A 16,547-nucleotide genomic window follows, 5' to 3' on the forward strand; every position below is an offset into this window, starting at 1 on the left:
TGAGCTTTATTAAATATAATGTTAGTTGATAGCCATTGTCATTTAGATTTTGAGGTGTTTGCCAAAGATCTTGATCAAGTTTTGTCAGATGCCCATCAAAACCATGTGGAGAGGTTTTTTGTACCCGGTATTAAATCTCAACAATGGGCATCTTTAAAACAGCTTTCTCAAGTAAATACGTCGATTAAGTCGGGCATTGGCTTACACCCATATTTTTTAAACGAATTTATTACCAGCGACTTAGACCAGCTTGCTCGTTGCTCAACAGAGAACTGGGTTAGTGCCATAGGTGAATGTGGCATTGATGGTGTTCTTGCAGAACGTAAGGAAGAAGAGTGCTTCAGTGTAGCGCATCAGCAAACTGTTTTTGAGGCGCACATAGACATCGCTAATCAATGTAACAAACCGCTCGTTATTCATCATCGCAAATCACATCATTTGATTCATCAAAGCTTTAAACGAATACAGCCTCTTAGCGGTGGTGTAATTCATGCCTTTTCTGGCAGTTTGGTAGACGCGCAACGATATATTAATTTAGGCTTTAAGTTAGGCTGTGGCGGCACTATTACTTACGAGCGAAGTAAAAAAACTCAGAGCACTTTTAAAAACCTAGATTTGTCACATATCGTGTTAGAAACGGATTCACCAGATATGCCTTTAAATGGCAAACAAGGGCATAGAAATGAACCTGCTAACATTTTAGAAATTGCATTATGTTTGGCAAGCTTAAAGGAATTAACACTTGAAGAAGTGGCTTTAAAGACTAGCGAAAATTGCAAAGAGTTATTTGGATTTAGTCTTTAACCATATAGGCATTTGCTGAAAATGGTTTGAGTCCATTCGTAAACAAGTAGCCAATTAATCCGGACAGTAACATGATCAATATCACCTGTTTTGTCATTGTATAGACGTAATTAATGCCAGATGTTTGTAGATTTCTAATTAATACGGTTACACGAATAAAACCGAGCAAACGTCCGTCCTCACTATAAATGTCGGTAACATAGGGTGTTGGCAAGAAACCATTTAGTTCTTTGTCTATATTCACAAAGCGTTCCTTAGCAGGAACTGCGTTACTACTTTTACTCAGTAATTCCCCATATTTATTATAAATTAGCATTTCGTAAATGTTTTCTGAAACTAAAGCCGAAGCTGTTAATATTTCTAAAGATTCAATGTCATTTTCTGAAATATAATAGGCAGCGCTGTGACTGCTTTGTTGCAATAAATTATCGGCAAGTACGATGGCACTTTCTTCTAACAACTGATTGCCTTTTGTTTTTATGTCTACCCATAAACTCAAGGTAAAAATAACTAAAACTACGCCTGCCAATAACTGCAGTAGCTTTTTATTTACCGATGAAGTTTTAATATAGGTAACTTTGGTGGCCATATTGGTCCATTTAGCTTGTTAGAAACAAAAAGAAGATTAATAAATAGTGCGCATTTATTCCAAAAAAAGCAATGTAGTTTGGTATATTCTAAGAAATTGTATTTTAGAGTCTTAATTCGAATGACATCAACCGCTCCATTTTCTTATAGCCATGTTTTTAATCTTAGTGACTGTTCACTTGTTGAAGTGATGGCCGAGTTACAAACAACTCAGTATTTTACACTTAAGTTTTTAACGGATAATACAGAAGGCGCAAATACAGCTGAAAGTGCGGTGTACGTTAAATTCGAGAAATTCAGTACAAAAGAAGATTCGCAAGTCAGCAAGGTTGTCGTTTTTAAAAACAACATATCAGCTAATACAGCTAATAACACAGGAAATTCATCTTCTAGTTCTGGTTTTGAATGGCAAGCCTTGTTTCAGATTTATTCGGTTATTAAAGGCCTTGGTGTTGAAGTCGTTGCGCGTATCGTTAAACCGTTAGCGTCGCTACCTGGTGCGGTTGAGTTTTTGATCCCAAATCATTCTAATATTAAAAGCTCAAATATTGAAAACTCAATTAATGCTATCGCTGATGAGTATAGTCTTGAGGTTGCATTCATTAATAGTGAATCCAAAGTACCGGGCCTAAAAGCTCCTGCACTTAATAAACCTGGGTTATTGGTCATGGACATGGATAGTACCGCTATTCAAATTGAATGCATTGATGAAATTGCCAAATTAGCAGGCGTTGGAGAACAAGTAGCGGCGGTTACAGCCTCGGCAATGCGCGGTGAGTTAGACTTCGCAGAAAGCTTACATGCAAGAGTAGCAACATTAAAAGGGGCACCTCAATCGGTAATAACAGATGTTGCGAGTAAATTGCCCTTAATGCCAGGTTTAGAATCGTTAGTATCGTGTTTAAAACAACACCACTGGAAAATTGCCATCGTTTCAGGTGGTTTTACAGCAATGACAGAAGCGTTAAAAGAACAATTAGAACTTGATATAACGTTAGCTAATAACTTAGACATTAAAGACGCTAAGCTCTCGGGCACCGTTAGTGGTAAAGTAATAGATGCACAAGCTAAAGCTGACGCCGTTTTAGACTTATCAAAACAATTTAACATTCCAATGTCGCAAACTATTGCCATGGGCGATGGTGCAAACGACTTAAAAATGATGGCAGTTGCCAGTTTAGGTGTCGCGTTTCATGCTAAACCTCTAGTGTGTGAGCAAGCAGATGTATCAGTTAGGCAAGGTGGGCTTGATCAGTTATTGTACTTAATTGGTTAAAATTAAAGTGTAAAACGTGGTTGGTTTGTTAAAATGCCGCCATTAAGGAATTAGTGTGTCAGCAAGGCTACACTAATTAAGCAACTCAACAAAAACTAAACAGAATCAGGAAAACACATGTTACGCATTTACAATACTTTGTCCCGTCAAAAAGAGACGTTTAAACCTTTAGTAGCAGGCAAGGTAGGCATGTATGTGTGCGGTATCACTGTATATGATTTATTGCATATGGGTCATGGTCGTACTTATGTCGCGTTTGACGTAATGCAGCGCTATTTTAGACATACCGGATATGACGTAACGTTTGTTCGAAATATTACAGACGTTGACGATAAAATCATCAAACGTGCAATTGAAAATAACGAAACCTGTGATGAGTTGACGAATCGTACAATTGCGATGATGCATGAAGACTTTGATGCATTAAAAATGTTACCAGCGGATATTGAGCCAAGGGTAACAACGCATATGCCTGAAATAATTGACGTTATTGAACGTTTAATTAAAAAAGGGCATGCGTATGTAGCCGGAAGCGGAGATGTATTATTTGAAGTGTCTACTTTTAAAGAATACGGCGCGCTAGGTCGTCAAGATTTAACGCAATTGGTTGCTGGTGCAAGGGTTGATGTTGAAGAGACAAAACGTGATCCACTTGATTTTGTTTTGTGGAAGTTAGCAAAACCAAATGAACCAAGCTGGGAATCACCGTGGGGCAATGGTCGTCCTGGTTGGCACATTGAGTGTTCTGCAATGAACTCAAAACATTTAGGTACACACTTTGACATTCATGGCGGCGGTTCAGATTTACAGTTCCCTCACCATGAAAACGAAATCGCTCAGTCATGCTGTGCATTTGACACGCCGTATGTAAATTACTGGATGCATACAGGCATGGTGCAAGTTGATAATGAAAAGATGTCAAAATCTTTGGGCAACTTCTTTACTGTCCGTGAAGTATTAAAGACTTATGATGCGGAAACCGTTCGCTACTTTTTATTGTCAGGTCATTACCGTAGCCAGTTAAACTATTCTGACGACAACTTGAAACAAGCAAAGTCAGCATTAGAGCGCCTATATTCTGGTTTAAGAGATGTTGAGCCTAATATGGATGTTGATGTATCGACTTACCCTCAAGCTGCAGACTTCTATGAAGCGATGGATGATGACTTTAATACACCAATCGCCTTGTCAGTTTTGTTTGATTTGGTTAAGCAATTAAACAAAGAAAAAGCGGAAGGTTTAGCTTCGGCCAACAATACGGCAGGTGTACTGGTTAAATTTGGTGAAGTTTTAGGGTTATTGCAAAGCAACCCAGAAAGCTTTTTCAAAGGCGAACAAGATGACGATGAAGTAGCTAAGATTGAGCAATTGATAGTTCAGCGTAATGAAGCTAGAGCGAGTAAAGATTGGGCAATGGCCGATGAAGCACGTGATGCGTTAAATGCATTAGGTGTTGTGCTAGAAGATGGGGCTAACGGTACTACTTGGCGTAAAAGCTAGATATTAGTTTTAGTAAATAAAAGAACATTAATTTACGAAAGAAAGTTAATGTTTAAATAAAAAAGCCGACTGTGATGTCGGCTTTTTTGATGGTTGATATTCTATTTGAGTTGTTGGCTAGGTCTAAATAACTTACTCAACAACTTATTATCAAATGTTAGTCTAGTGGCTAAACGCTGGTGCGTAACCTGAGCTCCAGAACATTGCAAACGAGGTCATAATACACACTAGTAATATAAGACCACAAGTTACCACTGAACTAGCATAAATAAAGCCACGCTCTTCTGGTATATGCATTAAAATTGGCACGCCTGCATAAAGTAAATATACAGAATAAGACAATGCAATTAAGCCAACAATCATTACAAACCAAACTTCAGGATATAGTGCAGCAAAGCCAGCCATAAATAACGGTGTTGCTGTGTATGCTGCTAATTCTAATGTTTGTGTGTAAGTTGGTTCTGAACCAAACGTGTGAGCCATCCAATGCGCTAAGTAGCCAAGCAAAAATACGCCAGCGATTAACGCGAAGTACATTCCTGCGCAAAGTAATAGTGCAGTGTCAGGGGTCATTTTAAGAGGTTCACCAACGCCTACACTCCAACCCATTTGAGTTACTGAGAAATAGCCACAAATTGCTGGTATTAATGCGATGATCATTATGTGAGACATCGAATATTTAAAACTTTCATGACGATTGTCAATGGTGTGCCATTCTTCAACCGGATGCGCGTACAGACCCCATAGGTGGTTTAGTATCATAATTATGTTCCTTACTGTCTAGTGATCGCTTAATTGCGCAAATGTTACACAATATGAGTATGTTATGGTCAAATTTTGTCTCAGAGTCAAGACTAGAATCGATTAATAAATCATCTAATTAGACGATGTAGTTATAAAGAGACAACAAACTCTCGCCGAGTAAATATTCTAAAAGTAGACTCAAATAGTTGTGTTTGTTGATGATTTTAGTGCTTTTATAAAAATAAAACTAAAGCGGTATTACAAGATAAAAAAGATCTAAAAATTTAAGCGTTTTATTAGATCCTGATTATACTCTGGGTAAGAAGTCCTTATTTCTACCATTTCTGCATGGAAAATATGTAGGTCAACTTTTATGTCAATCAGTATTCCTGTTTACTAATTAGAGAGTAACTATGATATTCGGATCTAAACAAAAAGAAGAAATTAAAACACTCAAGGAACAGTTAGAAAACATTGTTTCAAAAAACGAACAGCTCGAAAGTGAATTAAAAGACGTCAAAATTGAAAACAGTAGACTCAGACATCAAGAACAAGATACGAAGGAAAAAGATAGTACGACGTTAAGTGATTACGGAAAACTTTGGATTCAATCTTCTAGTTTAGTAAATCAAATTCGTGAAAGTTTAGCCGAGTCATCGGCCCAGTTGATAAGGCATCGTGGTGACTTTGATGAGTCAAAACAGTTATTTGATTCAGTAACTAAAATGTTATCAAGTACATCAGGCTCTACTATTGAGATTACCGAAAATACAAAAAAAGCGTCTGAATCAGCGGATGAGCTTAAAAATGTTATGTCGGGAATAAATGACTTTGTCAATATTATCAAAAGTATCTCAGACCAAACAAACCTATTAGCACTAAACGCAGCTATTGAAGCCGCCAGAGCTGGTGAGCAAGGCCGGGGTTTTGCCGTAGTTGCCGACGAGGTGAGAACATTAGCACAGCGTTCATCAGAGGCCTCAAATGAAATATCGAGTTTGATTGAACAAGTGAACCAACAGATGACCGGAGTTATAGCTGGTATCAATAGTGTTGGTGAGAAAAGCAGCGAAATTAGTGATAGCACAACCACAATAGAGAAAAAGGCCAATGAAATCGTCACAATGTCTAAAAGCATGTATTCGGTTATATCTTACTCGTCGGCAAACTCGTTTATTGAAACTGCAAAAATGGATCACGTTGTGTGGAAAGGAGAGGTATATCAGCTTTTACTAGGTATGTCTGACAAAACGATTAACGACTTTACTGACCATACCGAATGTCGATTAGGCAATTGGTATTACAATGGTGATGGCGCTGACCAGTTCTCTCACTACTCTGCGTTTTCGAAAATAGAGAAGCCTCATGCAGATGTTCATAACTTTGGTAAACAAGCTTTGGAGGCTCATGTTGAGGGTAACAAAAAGAGATCAATAGAGTTATTGGCGCAAATGGAAAAGGCGAGCTTAGCGGTCTTTTATCAACTGGAAGAGCTTTCTGAACAGATAGAGTCAGATTCGATGAAAAAAAATAAATAAGGCATATGAAATAGGATTGTGAGATTTGGGCCTGAACACGTTAGAATAACGGCAATAGAGAAACTAATGTTTTGGCCCAATGAATTTAGATAACCTGATACAACCAATAACGTCCTTTTTAAATTGTTCTACTCCTAATGAGTGGATAGCAGCCGCAATTCAACCTGAAAACCTAGATGTACTTCTTATCGATCACATGATTTGTGAGCTCAAGGCCGCACAAACAGCAATGTGGTTAATGCGAAAATACGCTGTTGATAAAGCAAGCGGTGATCAATTGTTGGCGTGGCTTAGTCCATATGAAAATTTCATTTATAAACGAGAAGGGCGTTTAGAAGATCTCAGGGACTTAAAAGGTATAAGTAAAAAATTAGTGATTAGGCCAGATAGTAAATATGGCCAAGACTTAGTTGATAAGATGGTGATGCTTATTAGAGAAGAGTTACACCATTTCTATCAAGTATTAGAGATTATGGAAGAAAAAGGCGTAGATTATAGAAGTATTACGCCAGGCCGTTATGCTAAAGGCATGATGCGACATGTTAAAACTCATGAGCCAGACACTCTTATTGATAAACTTATTTGCGGTGCCTACATCGAGGCCCGTTCATGTGAGCGTTTTGCAAAACTAGCACCGCATGTAGAAAAACGCCTAGGTGATTTCTATGTTTCATTATTGCGATCTGAAGCTCGACATTTCCAAGACTACTTAGTGCTCGCCGAAGAAATTGCAGGGCACGACATTTCTGAGCGTATTGTTTATTTTGGGAAAGTAGAAGCCGAACTAATCTCAACTCCAGATAGCGATTTTAAATTCCATAGTGGTCTACCCGTTTTTATCGTGTAATTAACTCTTTTATATAACTTTATTTTTACTTCTGGTAGTCTAAATTACCAAAAGAAACAGTTATATAAATATTAAAGGGTTAAAATGAAAACATTTTTTTACGCTTTGCTTTGTATAGGCATTGCTGGATGCGGTGGAGGCGGTGGTTCTGATGAAAAGCCTTCACAATCCTCTAGTACAGTACCAACATACACGTTATCAACGAGTGCAGATGACGGCGGTTCAATATCCCCGAGTTCTCAAACTGTAAATAGCGGCGAGTCAACTACCTTTAATATAACTTCTGATGATGGTTATGCTATTAGTACTGTTGAAGGGTGTAATGGGAGCTTAGCTGGCAATACATATACAACAGGTGCAATTAGCTCTAACTGCACTATTACAGCCACTTTCTCAGTTACGACTCCAACATATACAATTGCAACCAGCGCCGATGACGGCGGTTCAATATCCCCAAGCTCTCAAACTGTAAATAGTGGTGAATCAACTACGTTTACCGTAACTCCCAATGATGGTTACAGTATTGGTTCTGTTGAGGGGTGTGATGGAAGCTTAACCGATAACATATATACAACGGGCCCTGTCAGCTCTAACTGTACGGTAACCGCCACTTTTTCAATGGTAAACAATTCAGATTCTTTAGGGGCTCAAAAAACACTTTTTGCATTAGTAGGTTTTTCAGACCAAAAGAAAAAAGTGACAGAAGAAGAGTTAAAAAAATTAGTATTAGACAATACAGACTCTTTAAATAAATTTATTTTAGAAAACTCTAGTGGGAAGGCATGGGTAGATGCCGAATTTACAAACTGGATCGATTTGGAAAAAGCCTCAACATTTTACTTCAATGATAATGATAGAAAAAATGATGAGTTTCACGCAGATGCTGTGACAGCGATTAGCAAAGTAAAAGATTTAAGCTTATTTGATCGCTTAGTATTGATAGGTACTAGAGCTGAGCAAGGTAATCCTGGCTGTTATGCCTATCAGCAGAAAATAACTTTAGGCAATGATAACGAATACGAGGGTTACTTTGCTGTTCTCGGCGGTGGTGGAAGTACCGAGGATGACATCGGTTGTATTAGTCCTGGACGAATTGCACATGAGTATGGGCATACCTTTGGTTTTGGTCATACTTTTGAAACGGCTTGTCCTTTAGACTATTTACCAATTAGCTTACTTGATCGACACTACGAAAACTCTTGTGTTAATAATGGGTATTGGGAAATGTACGATACCATGAGCTATGACATTAACTATCCCTTGTATTCATCAATATGGCGAAATAGTGTTAACTGGTTGGATGAAGCTCAAGTGTTAACAATAACCGAGTCTGGTGTATATAAACTAGAGCAATCATCGGCTGATTCGAACGGCGTTAAACTGTTTAAAATTCCTTTAGGCAAAGGATTAGAAGAGAAAGAGCTATTTTACTATATAGAATATAGAAAAAAATTAGGCTTGTTTGATATTAAAGAGTTTGAAAGCACTGGGGATGAGTATGAAGTCCTTGTTAGGCATACTGATTTTAAGTTTGGTAAGTTTAATAAGGATAATATTGGTTACAGTTATAGTTCATCAGAAATCAATGCACTCGATGTAGGAACAGACTTTGTAGATCAACATCGCGATATTAGTTTTTCTGTCGTGTCTATGTATGATAATCAAGAAGCATCAACTGTTGATATAAAAATTCAAGTACCTAGGGTCCAAATAACACCTTCTTATGTGCTTTCCTTTGATGATAAAGACCAATTAAAGAAAACCTTTACGATAAAAAACATATCAAACTCTACGTTTAAAGTTTCATCAATAACAATGGGTGGGAGAACGGCAGAGGCACTAACAGTTGTATCTGAGGACTGTATAGATGTTGATATTGCGGCTAACGGCGAATGTAACGTTGAAGTGGAGAGAGTTAGTCAAATGGCAGTATTGGCTTTTGCAGAGGTGCAAATCAATAGTGGTGAAATAAAGCAAGTTGTTGAATTAACAGGTGCAAACATAGCTGAAACAGAGCCTTATGATCCGAACAAAGAGCTTGAGTGGCAAAATTTGGATAATGATTATGGAAAAGATCTAAATTGGCAAGCTTCTGTAAGTTATTGCCAAAACTTGTCATTTAATGGTTCGAATGACTGGAGACTACCAACTCTTGACGAACTAAGAGCTGAGTTTCAATTAAGTAATGAGCCACTATATGATGTATCTATTGATTTATGGTCAATTAGCGAAGATCTCGATGATATTCTTAGTGCTTATTTTATTCGTGGTAACTCTGAATGGTATAAAAATGACAAGAGCCAATCATATAATGCTCTTTGTGTCAGGGATAAATAAAACGTAGCGTCCTGTAAAACATTATTCTTAACCAAATAATCGCCGGTAAAACTTATTATCGGCGATTTTTATTTTGGAATTACCCTATTTATTAGTTTAGTAATGAAAGCGCAGCTTGTGGCAGTTGATTTGCTTGACTTAATATTGACGTCCCGGCTTGTTGAAGTATTTGATGTTTAGTTAACTGTGCCGTCTCTTTTGCAAAGTCGGTATCTCGAATTCTAGCTCTAGCTCCAGATGAGTTTTCTGAAATATTAGAAAGGTTTTGAATAGTCGAGTTGAGTCTGTTTTGGATAGCGCCCAAAGTCGCTCTGCTTTTATCTATTTTTGCAATGGCCCCGTCTATAACACTAATTGCATTTTGTGAGCCTTCTGATGTTGTTACATCAATTGACGCTATTGAAACTTCACTCGATTGAATGACTGCGCCAGAAGCAGTGGCGCCAGTTAAGTCACTATTAGCTTCACTGGATGTTACATTAAAACTTGTCGAGCTATCTAATTTTACTTGTCCTTTTACCGTTACATCTTTGTTAACTGCATTTAACGTCAAAACTGATCCGAAGCCGCGTACACCATCATAACCACCACCTTCAACATCTATTGTTGCATTGCCATCTGTAAGATCATTCCAATTTGAGACGGTAATATTATTTCCACCCTCTGAGGTCAACTCAAGGATAGGGGCGCCATTACTTTCTTTTGGAAAGTAATGTGCAGAGATTCCTAAGACTGCAGCTGACTCATTAATTTTATTTTGCAGTTTTTGAAAGTCTAAATGAGCAGAGCCTGAGGATGAAAAAGAAATTGTTTCTGTGTGACTTCCATTACTTAAGTCAAAACGGATAGAGTCACCAACAGAACTATTAGAATAGTTAGACATAGCTAACACGGTTCTAGAATCTGCGATGATGCCAGTGGCATTGGATACTGAATTTATTTTACTGGCCACCTCTGACGCGGCGTCAAATTGGTCAATAGAAACTAGCTCTTGGTTTATTCCATTTAAAGTCAAAGTTTCGTTTGTGCTTGCCAATGGACTGTTTGTTCCGTAAACAGGCGAGCCCATTGATGTAGCTGCTGAGCCGATACCAAATGCATCACCTAACGTATAAGTTGAACTGCTTAAATCATTCACTTTGGCTGAGTTAATGGATATGGCAATCGTTTCATTGGCTTGAGAGCCAACCTGTAGTTGTTTAGACCCAAAAGATCCGTTTAGTAACTGTTGCCCACCAAAAGTAGTAGTTGTTGCGATGCGCTCTAATTCAGACTTTAATTGAATGACTTCCTCTTGAATGCTTTTACGGTCAACGGATGAGTTTGTTGCATTAGCAGATTGAATAACTAAGTCACGCATGCGATGTAAGATGTTTGTTGACTCTTGTAAAGCACCTTCAGCTGTTTGTGCCAATGAGATGCCGTCGTTGGCATTTCGCACGGCAACATTTAGTCCATTTATTTGTGAAGTTAGTCTGTTAGAAATTTGCAGTCCAGCTGCATCGTCTTTAGCACTATTAATTCGCATTCCTGAGGCAAGCCTAGACATTGACGTTTCAAGGGATAAAGATGATTTGGATAGGTTTCTTTGACTATTAATAGACGCGGTATTAGTGTTTACAAAAAGGTTCATTACTTTCCATGGCCGACAACAGTTTGACCGAATAAAGCAAACTTTGTACCCATTTATTACCCAATAAAATCATTCGGTTAAATATTGGGCGGTAGGGTTTGGTTTTTCCCCTTTACCCTATTTAGCTCCAAAGGCAATAACTGGTTGAAAAATAGCTCAGAAGAGAGAATACTACTGCGCATAAATTTATTACAAATCAATAGTTAACATAAGGGCTGGATGGACTTTGAGCAAAAGGTGACTCACTTTAGAGAAGAGATGGAGTATCTTGGTATTTGTCAGTATGCTGCTGCGCCTTTGCTTTATCGAGTTTTGTGGTTCCTAGGGATAGCAGAGCCGCCGCCATTTTTTGCAAGTAGGTGGAGAAGTTTGAGTATTCATGCAACTTGTTATTCGTTACTGCTGGCGTTTATTTTGTTGACGTTGCATATATTTGTGGCACTAAATCTATCAACAAGCGTTAATTTATTCGTTATCGTGCTGATGTTTAGTCTGGTGTATAGCTTTTACATGGCTTCTAATTACCAATACCAAAGCCGAATGTTAGAGCTCCCAAGTTGGGAACTCTATTTGTCTGAAAAACACAAAATTAACTCTGCAAATATTTCTTAACAAGGTTTAAAAAATATCATTAACAGCAATGCCAATGCCTAGTTTTTGTTGCTTATGATTATAGTCAATCAAGCTTTCCCCATATCCACTAAAGTATTGCGCAAATCCAACCAATCTCGACGAGCCTGGAAATGGAAACGAATAGTTTAGCTCTATAGAACCGTTACCTGTTTTCCAGTTCTTCCGCACATTAAAAGACATTTTATGATCATCGTTAAAGGCGTATGCGCCAAAGACTTCGTAATGTCCTAAGTATTTATGAATATCTGGATTATCGTCACCTTTAGGATCTAAAGGGTCAGACTTTTCGTTTTCTTTGAATCGGTACCAAGGCTTTACACCAATGGCGAAGTCATCTTTCTCATACACAACAGACGCTAACAAACGGTTCCAGCTTCTGGAAAGCAATTGTGTTTGGCCATTGGATTGATGTTCAAAGTGAACCGTAAACGCCATATTTCCATCATTAGGTTGCCATGGTAATGGTGCAATATAGAAAATCTCTGGAGTGTAGTTCGTTTCCCTAAATGGTTTAGATATTTCGTCTGAATATACTTGCCACCATGCTTGAATTGTCATTCCAAAGTACAGACCATCACCTGGAATAAATAAAGTACTGCTTCTTAGCGGAACCTTAAAACTAACTTGATACTTTGATTCATAATCTTCTAATTGCCCAGAAACAAGTTCATTGCTTTCGTAAGGTTTACGATTGAAGTTATCGGATTTAACGAAGGGTAATATGTAACTTTGTCTGTGTGGTGTAATAACAAAGGGATTAAGCTCCGTCGACCGTTCGTTAATAATACGTTGGGCTAATCGACCTTTCTTAATGCCTCTAGATAATATCCTTGTTTCACAATATCTATAAATCAGTTTTTCATCACCAGTAACAAACCCAGTTTCTTTTAGACTTGATGCACAGGTTTTTATTTTTTGTTCCAACGCTATTTCTTCAGGTGTTTTTACAATGTCATCAATCCCACCCAGAGCCTGTAAGGGGATAGCCGCCGCTAATAAAATTCCCGCGTATTTGATTCTACCGCTTATAACTGACATGAATTTCCCTAAATTAGAACAATTGGAGTACAACAAGATACTCATAATAAAAGACTTTTATGTACTAATGCTAGTTAGGATTGAAAAACTTGCAGGGTCACTGTGAAAATATTTTAAGATCTGAATTGGTTTCGTTTTTATTAATGCTCGTTAGATTTATATCGAATTGGTTTAAGTTGTTGTATTTTTTAGGTAATTTAATTTATTTTAGGTATTCCCACACCTTGGCATGTAAGTGGCAATATATCTACTGAACAAATGAATTGCAGTATTTAATTTAAACGTCGACTTAAGGAGCTATCATGTTATCTTGGATTATTACATTTTTTGTGATTGCAATTATTGCCGGTATTTTTGGATTTGGTGGTATAGCGGGCGCTGCAACAGGTATTGCAAAGATTTTATTTTTCATCTTTTTAGTGGGATTTGTAGTTACTATAATTTTGAATGCATTCCACGGACGTAAAACAAACCTTTAGGTTAAACAGGAGATATATTATGAAGTTATTAAAGCTATTACTTATCGCAACACCATTAGTACTTTCAGCATTCGTTTTGCAGGGTTGTGAAAAAGGACCTGGCGAAAAGGCTGGTGAAAAGGTTGATGAAGTAGTGACAGACGCAGGTAACGCATTAGAAGACGCTTGTGAAGATGTAAAAGAAAAAGCGGACGCTAAAGACAAAGACTGTTAATTAGCTACCACGCTATTTTAAACGAGCAAAAACGTGATTTTCACCCCTAACGGGATGTGAATAAAAAAGCCCACTTAATGAAGTGGGCTTTTTGTATCTAATATGAAATAAGTTTCAATTTATTTCAGGACCGTTCAGTGTCTAATAAATGATATTTAATCAGAAACCCGACATCAAAGTTCAAACAAGTAGTTAAATTTAACACCTACTGACCTTGGTTGAATCACATAATGACCATAAGTACGGCTCAGTTCTGATAAGTCTTTATTTTCACTATCAAATACTGAATTGCCAGACCAAGATGGGTCACGACGGTTGGCACTATAGGCATACTTATCAAACAAGTTGTTAACGTAGGCTGTCACTGACCAGTTGTCGTCAGAAATAGTGGCTGAAAGATTACTTACAGCGTAACCAGGTAATGACTCACCATCTGCTTTTAAACCCACCTTAGTATAAACATCACTTTGTGCGGTTAAACCATAATTTACTGACAAGAGTTTATTATCGAAAACCTCATTTTGATAATTAACACCAAAAGTTGCTTGTTTCTCCGGCGCTCCAGGTAGTCTGTCTCCTTTTTCACCATCGTAAAAGTTTTGCAACTCAGTGCCAGTTTCACTTGCTACTTTAAAGAGGAAAGGGGCATCTTCCGTTAGTTCAGCTTTTGCATAAGAAAAGCTTGCAAAAATTGCCCAATTTTTAATTAAAGTGGTACGTGTAGAAAGCTCAATACCTTGGGATTTAGCCTGACCAGCATTTAATGTAATTGGCTCAGCACCATAAACCGTTGCCGCACTAATTTGAGCGTCATTCCAGTCCACATTAAAGATAGCCGCGTTAAAATGAAGCTTGTTGTTGAACCAAGTGCTTTTTAAGCCGATTTCAGTGTTTTGTGTTGTGTCCGATTCAAACTCAACTTCGTTTGGTAAAGCGCAAACCTGAGCCGTTACCGGTGTAGTACAAGCAATAATGCCGTTACCACCACCTAATCTAAATCCTTCACTTACCGTAAAGTAACCTAGAATATTATCATCCAATTGGTAGCTTAAGTTTAACTTAAACAAACTACCTGAATCATCGGCATTTACCGTTTCGTATTGCAGATCGTCCTTAGTGATTATGGTATCTACATCAAGCGGTGCAGCTGCGGCGGAAACTGTGTTAACTTCATATTTATATAAACGAGTACCTACGGTTACTTCAAGCTTATCTGTGGCGCTATAGGTAAATTCGCCAAATACGGCAGACTCTTTACTTTTGTTGTAACCAGTGGCGATGTATTCAAGGTCGTAATCTAAGCTTTCGTAGTCATCATTATACCAAGCTAATGTAGCGCCTGGCATGTACTCACGATCGTCAAAATCGTATTGTGAATCACTATAAAACACACCTGCAATCCAGCTAAAGTCAGAATCTGTATCGGATACTAGTCTAAACTCCTGAGATAAAGAGTCACCTTCGCCATAATCTCTTGTGTAAGCAGGGAATTCGCCATAACCAGACCAAATATCTTGCATTAACAAGTCGGTTTGATCACGTTGTCCCGTTTGTTCAAATTTAGAATAACCCGTTGCAGAAACTAAATTAACGGAGCCTAAATCAACCGTTAGCTCAAGGCTTAGCAATTCATCGGTTTGCTCACCTGGCTCTTCGTATCGCATTGAGTTTTGATATGGCTGAATAATAGAAGAAAGCGGATTGTCAGCGGATAGGGTATTAAACTGATCAATTGAATTACCACCTACTTTTTTGTTTTGGTATATGTAGTTTAACATTGCCTCAACATTGTCAGATGCAACCCACTTTATGGCTGTACGAGCAGTAAATGTTTCTTCCGTATTGGCATCTTTAACCGTTTTTAAATTAGCGTTAACATCAGACTCGTTTTGCCAGTCAGGATCAGCAGAGGATACGCCAGGCTCCTTCAAAACTTGGGTATAATCTATAAAACCAGGACTTGAAAAGTGGTTTAAATTAAATCTAATGGCTAACTGATCTTCAATAAGTGGCAGGTTAAAAACAACGCCAGCTTCAGTGCCTAAGTCATCACTTTCTGCCAAAGCAAATGTATCAAACGCTAAGTTTACAGTGGTTTCGTCAAGCGCAGGTTCATTTAAAATATAACGAATAGCCCCACCCAAAGAGCCAGTGCCGTATAAAGTACCTTGTGGGCCTATTAAAACTTCAACACGTTGAATATCCGTAAGACGTAAATCTGAATCAAAAGCTATGTCGCCTAAGTAGGTAGCAACTGTGCCACCGTCAGCAGATCTATCTGAGCTATTAGTGTTCAGACCTCGAACGATAATAGATGCGCCTTCACGTCCACCTTGATCCGCAATGGTTAAACCTGGTACCCATCTCGCAACATCTTCAGGTGTATAGATATTTTGTTGTTTCATAATGTCGCCATCTAATGCAGAAATGTTCATGGGCACTTCTTGCACTGTTCCGCTTCGTCGGCTTGCGGTTACCTCAATTTTTTCTATCTCATTTAAGCCTTTTTTCTCTTGTGATATTGCATTGCTAGATAAAAAGCTAGCGGCAATGGCCAAAGAAATGACTGACGATTTAAAAATTGGAGCTGAGGTGGCGTACATTAATGTTTTCCTATTTATTTTACGTATTTAAATTAAGTTGATTTATGTTCTTTTAAATCTACCTAAATAAGTTTTTGTTGTGAATTCTTATTCTGTATTTGTGCATAATTATATTAATTGGGTTTTTCGTCAACAGGTTTTTCGGTATTTAATCTAATAATTATTCATGTTGGTTATTAATTTTTCTAATGCCCTTGAATTTGAGATTTATAACGTCAGATATGAAGGACAGATAAAGTCGATAATTAGCTGAACAAAAACAGCGCGTTTTAAATAAAATCTATTTATAACGACATGAATTGAAGGAATAAAA

14 protein-coding genes are annotated in these 16,547 nt (G+C 37.8%); 9 read left to right on the forward strand and 5 right to left on the reverse strand.

The window, feature by feature from the left end:
* Window positions 1–18 precede the first annotated feature (18 nt).
* Entirely contained in the window at window positions 19–804 is a 786-nt protein-coding gene (locus tag ABD009_RS07470) for a TatD family hydrolase (protein ID WP_343824140.1), read from the forward strand.
* On the opposite strand, the gene ABD009_RS07475 is transcribed toward ABD009_RS07470, so the two are convergent.
* Complete coding sequence (locus ABD009_RS07475; RefSeq protein ID WP_343824142.1) at window positions 794–1,393, reverse strand: AhpA/YtjB family protein; 600 nt, start codon at window positions 1,391–1,393, stop codon at window positions 794–796. The genes ABD009_RS07470 and ABD009_RS07475 overlap by 11 nt on opposite strands.
* Before the next feature lie 120 nt (window positions 1,394–1,513).
* On the opposite strand from ABD009_RS07475, the gene serB reads away from it, so the two are divergent.
* The gene (gene serB / locus ABD009_RS07480; RefSeq protein ID WP_343824144.1) at window positions 1,514–2,668 is read left to right on the forward strand and encodes a phosphoserine phosphatase SerB; all 1,155 of its coding nucleotides are present in this window, start codon (window positions 1,514–1,516) and stop codon (window positions 2,666–2,668) included.
* Between the two features lie 117 nt (window positions 2,669–2,785).
* Entirely contained in the window at window positions 2,786–4,168 is a 1,383-nt protein-coding gene (gene cysS, locus ABD009_RS07485) for a cysteine--tRNA ligase (protein WP_343824146.1), read from the forward strand.
* 162 nt (window positions 4,169–4,330) lie between these two features.
* On the opposite strand, the gene ABD009_RS07490 is transcribed toward cysS, so the two are convergent.
* Window positions 4,331–4,930: a Yip1 family protein gene (locus ABD009_RS07490; RefSeq protein WP_343824148.1), complete on the reverse strand. Its 600-nt coding sequence runs from the start codon at window positions 4,928–4,930 to the stop codon at window positions 4,331–4,333.
* Window positions 4,931–5,325: 395 nt separating this feature from the next.
* Here ABD009_RS07490 and ABD009_RS07495 point away from each other — a divergent pair, with 395 nt between their 5' ends.
* The 3 genes from ABD009_RS07495 to ABD009_RS07505 all read left to right on the forward strand — a co-directional run bounded on the left by ABD009_RS07495 (window position 5,326) and on the right by ABD009_RS07505 (window position 9,634).
* The gene (locus ABD009_RS07495; RefSeq protein ID WP_343824150.1) at window positions 5,326–6,450 is read left to right on the forward strand and encodes a methyl-accepting chemotaxis protein; all 1,125 of its coding nucleotides are present in this window, start codon (window positions 5,326–5,328) and stop codon (window positions 6,448–6,450) included.
* Between the two features lie 79 nt (window positions 6,451–6,529).
* Window positions 6,530–7,297 (forward strand): tRNA isopentenyl-2-thiomethyl-A-37 hydroxylase MiaE, encoded by a 768-nt coding sequence (gene miaE, locus ABD009_RS07500; RefSeq protein ID WP_343824151.1) that lies wholly within the window; start codon window positions 6,530–6,532, stop codon window positions 7,295–7,297.
* A gap of 84 nt (window positions 7,298–7,381) precedes the next feature.
* Window positions 7,382–9,634: an InlB B-repeat-containing protein gene (locus tag ABD009_RS07505; protein WP_343824152.1), complete on the forward strand. Its 2,253-nt coding sequence runs from the start codon at window positions 7,382–7,384 to the stop codon at window positions 9,632–9,634.
* Between the two features lie 91 nt (window positions 9,635–9,725).
* Here the strand turns inward: ABD009_RS07505 and ABD009_RS07510 are convergent, their stop codons facing one another.
* Complete coding sequence (locus ABD009_RS07510; RefSeq protein WP_343824154.1) at window positions 9,726–11,267, reverse strand: flagellin N-terminal helical domain-containing protein; 1,542 nt, start codon at window positions 11,265–11,267, stop codon at window positions 9,726–9,728.
* A 219-nt stretch (window positions 11,268–11,486) separates the two neighbouring features.
* On the opposite strand from ABD009_RS07510, the gene ABD009_RS07515 reads away from it, so the two are divergent.
* Window positions 11,487–11,879: a DUF6404 family protein gene (locus tag ABD009_RS07515; protein ID WP_343824156.1), complete on the forward strand. Its 393-nt coding sequence runs from the start codon at window positions 11,487–11,489 to the stop codon at window positions 11,877–11,879.
* Between the two features lie 6 nt (window positions 11,880–11,885).
* Here ABD009_RS07515 and ABD009_RS07520 read toward each other — a convergent pair whose 3' ends face one another.
* Entirely contained in the window at window positions 11,886–12,938 is a 1,053-nt protein-coding gene (locus tag ABD009_RS07520; RefSeq protein WP_343824158.1) for a phospholipase A, read from the reverse strand.
* A 302-nt stretch (window positions 12,939–13,240) separates the two neighbouring features.
* Here ABD009_RS07520 and ABD009_RS07525 point away from each other — a divergent pair, with 302 nt between their 5' ends.
* Both ABD009_RS07525 and ABD009_RS07530 read left to right on the forward strand, forming a co-directional pair.
* Window positions 13,241–13,417 carry a DUF1328 family protein gene (locus ABD009_RS07525; RefSeq protein ID WP_343824160.1) on the forward strand — a complete coding sequence of 59 codons (177 nt, stop codon included), beginning with the start codon at window positions 13,241–13,243 and terminating at the stop codon, window positions 13,415–13,417.
* 19 nt (window positions 13,418–13,436) lie between these two features.
* A complete protein-coding gene (locus ABD009_RS07530; protein WP_155693873.1) occupies window positions 13,437–13,631 on the forward strand; it encodes a hypothetical protein in 195 nt (64 codons plus the stop codon).
* A 173-nt stretch (window positions 13,632–13,804) separates the two neighbouring features.
* On the opposite strand, the gene ABD009_RS07535 is transcribed toward ABD009_RS07530, so the two are convergent.
* Window positions 13,805–16,234, reverse strand: a complete 2,430-nt coding sequence (locus ABD009_RS07535) for a TonB-dependent receptor (RefSeq protein WP_343824162.1) — start codon at window positions 16,232–16,234, stop codon at window positions 13,805–13,807.
* Window positions 16,235–16,547: the final 313 nt, after the last annotated feature.

Origin of the sequence: Psychrosphaera haliotis (genome assembly GCF_039523615.1) — a bacterium.
GTDB classification, from domain to species: domain Bacteria; phylum Pseudomonadota; class Gammaproteobacteria; order Enterobacterales; family Alteromonadaceae; genus Psychrosphaera; species Psychrosphaera haliotis.

Excerpts from the sequence above, each read along its gene's own strand:
- ABD009_RS07470 (WP_343824140.1), top strand. The coding sequence starts at position 19 with ATGTTAGTTGATAGCCATTGTCATTTAGATTTTGAGGTGTTTGCCAAA.
- ABD009_RS07505 (WP_343824152.1), top strand. The coding sequence starts at position 7,382 with ATGAAAACATTTTTTTACGCTTTGCTTTGTATAGGCATTGCTGGATGC.
- ABD009_RS07535 (WP_343824162.1), bottom strand. The coding sequence starts at position 16,234 with ATGTACGCCACCTCAGCTCCAATTTTTAAATCGTCAGTCATTTCTTTG.
- ABD009_RS07475 (WP_343824142.1), bottom strand. The coding sequence starts at position 1,393 with ATGGCCACCAAAGTTACCTATATTAAAACTTCATCGGTAAATAAAAAG.
- ABD009_RS07510 (WP_343824154.1), bottom strand. The coding sequence starts at position 11,267 with ATGAACCTTTTTGTAAACACTAATACCGCGTCTATTAATAGTCAAAGA.
- serB (WP_343824144.1), top strand. The coding sequence starts at position 1,514 with ATGACATCAACCGCTCCATTTTCTTATAGCCATGTTTTTAATCTTAGT.
- ABD009_RS07530 (WP_155693873.1), top strand. The coding sequence starts at position 13,437 with ATGAAGTTATTAAAGCTATTACTTATCGCAACACCATTAGTACTTTCA.
- miaE (WP_343824151.1), top strand. The coding sequence starts at position 6,530 with ATGAATTTAGATAACCTGATACAACCAATAACGTCCTTTTTAAATTGT.
- ABD009_RS07520 (WP_343824158.1), bottom strand. The coding sequence starts at position 12,938 with ATGTCAGTTATAAGCGGTAGAATCAAATACGCGGGAATTTTATTAGCG.
- cysS (WP_343824146.1), top strand. The coding sequence starts at position 2,786 with ATGTTACGCATTTACAATACTTTGTCCCGTCAAAAAGAGACGTTTAAA.
- ABD009_RS07495 (WP_343824150.1), top strand. The coding sequence starts at position 5,326 with ATGATATTCGGATCTAAACAAAAAGAAGAAATTAAAACACTCAAGGAA.
- ABD009_RS07525 (WP_343824160.1), top strand. The coding sequence starts at position 13,241 with ATGTTATCTTGGATTATTACATTTTTTGTGATTGCAATTATTGCCGGT.
- ABD009_RS07515 (WP_343824156.1), top strand. The coding sequence starts at position 11,487 with ATGGACTTTGAGCAAAAGGTGACTCACTTTAGAGAAGAGATGGAGTAT.
- ABD009_RS07490 (WP_343824148.1), bottom strand. The coding sequence starts at position 4,930 with ATGATACTAAACCACCTATGGGGTCTGTACGCGCATCCGGTTGAAGAA.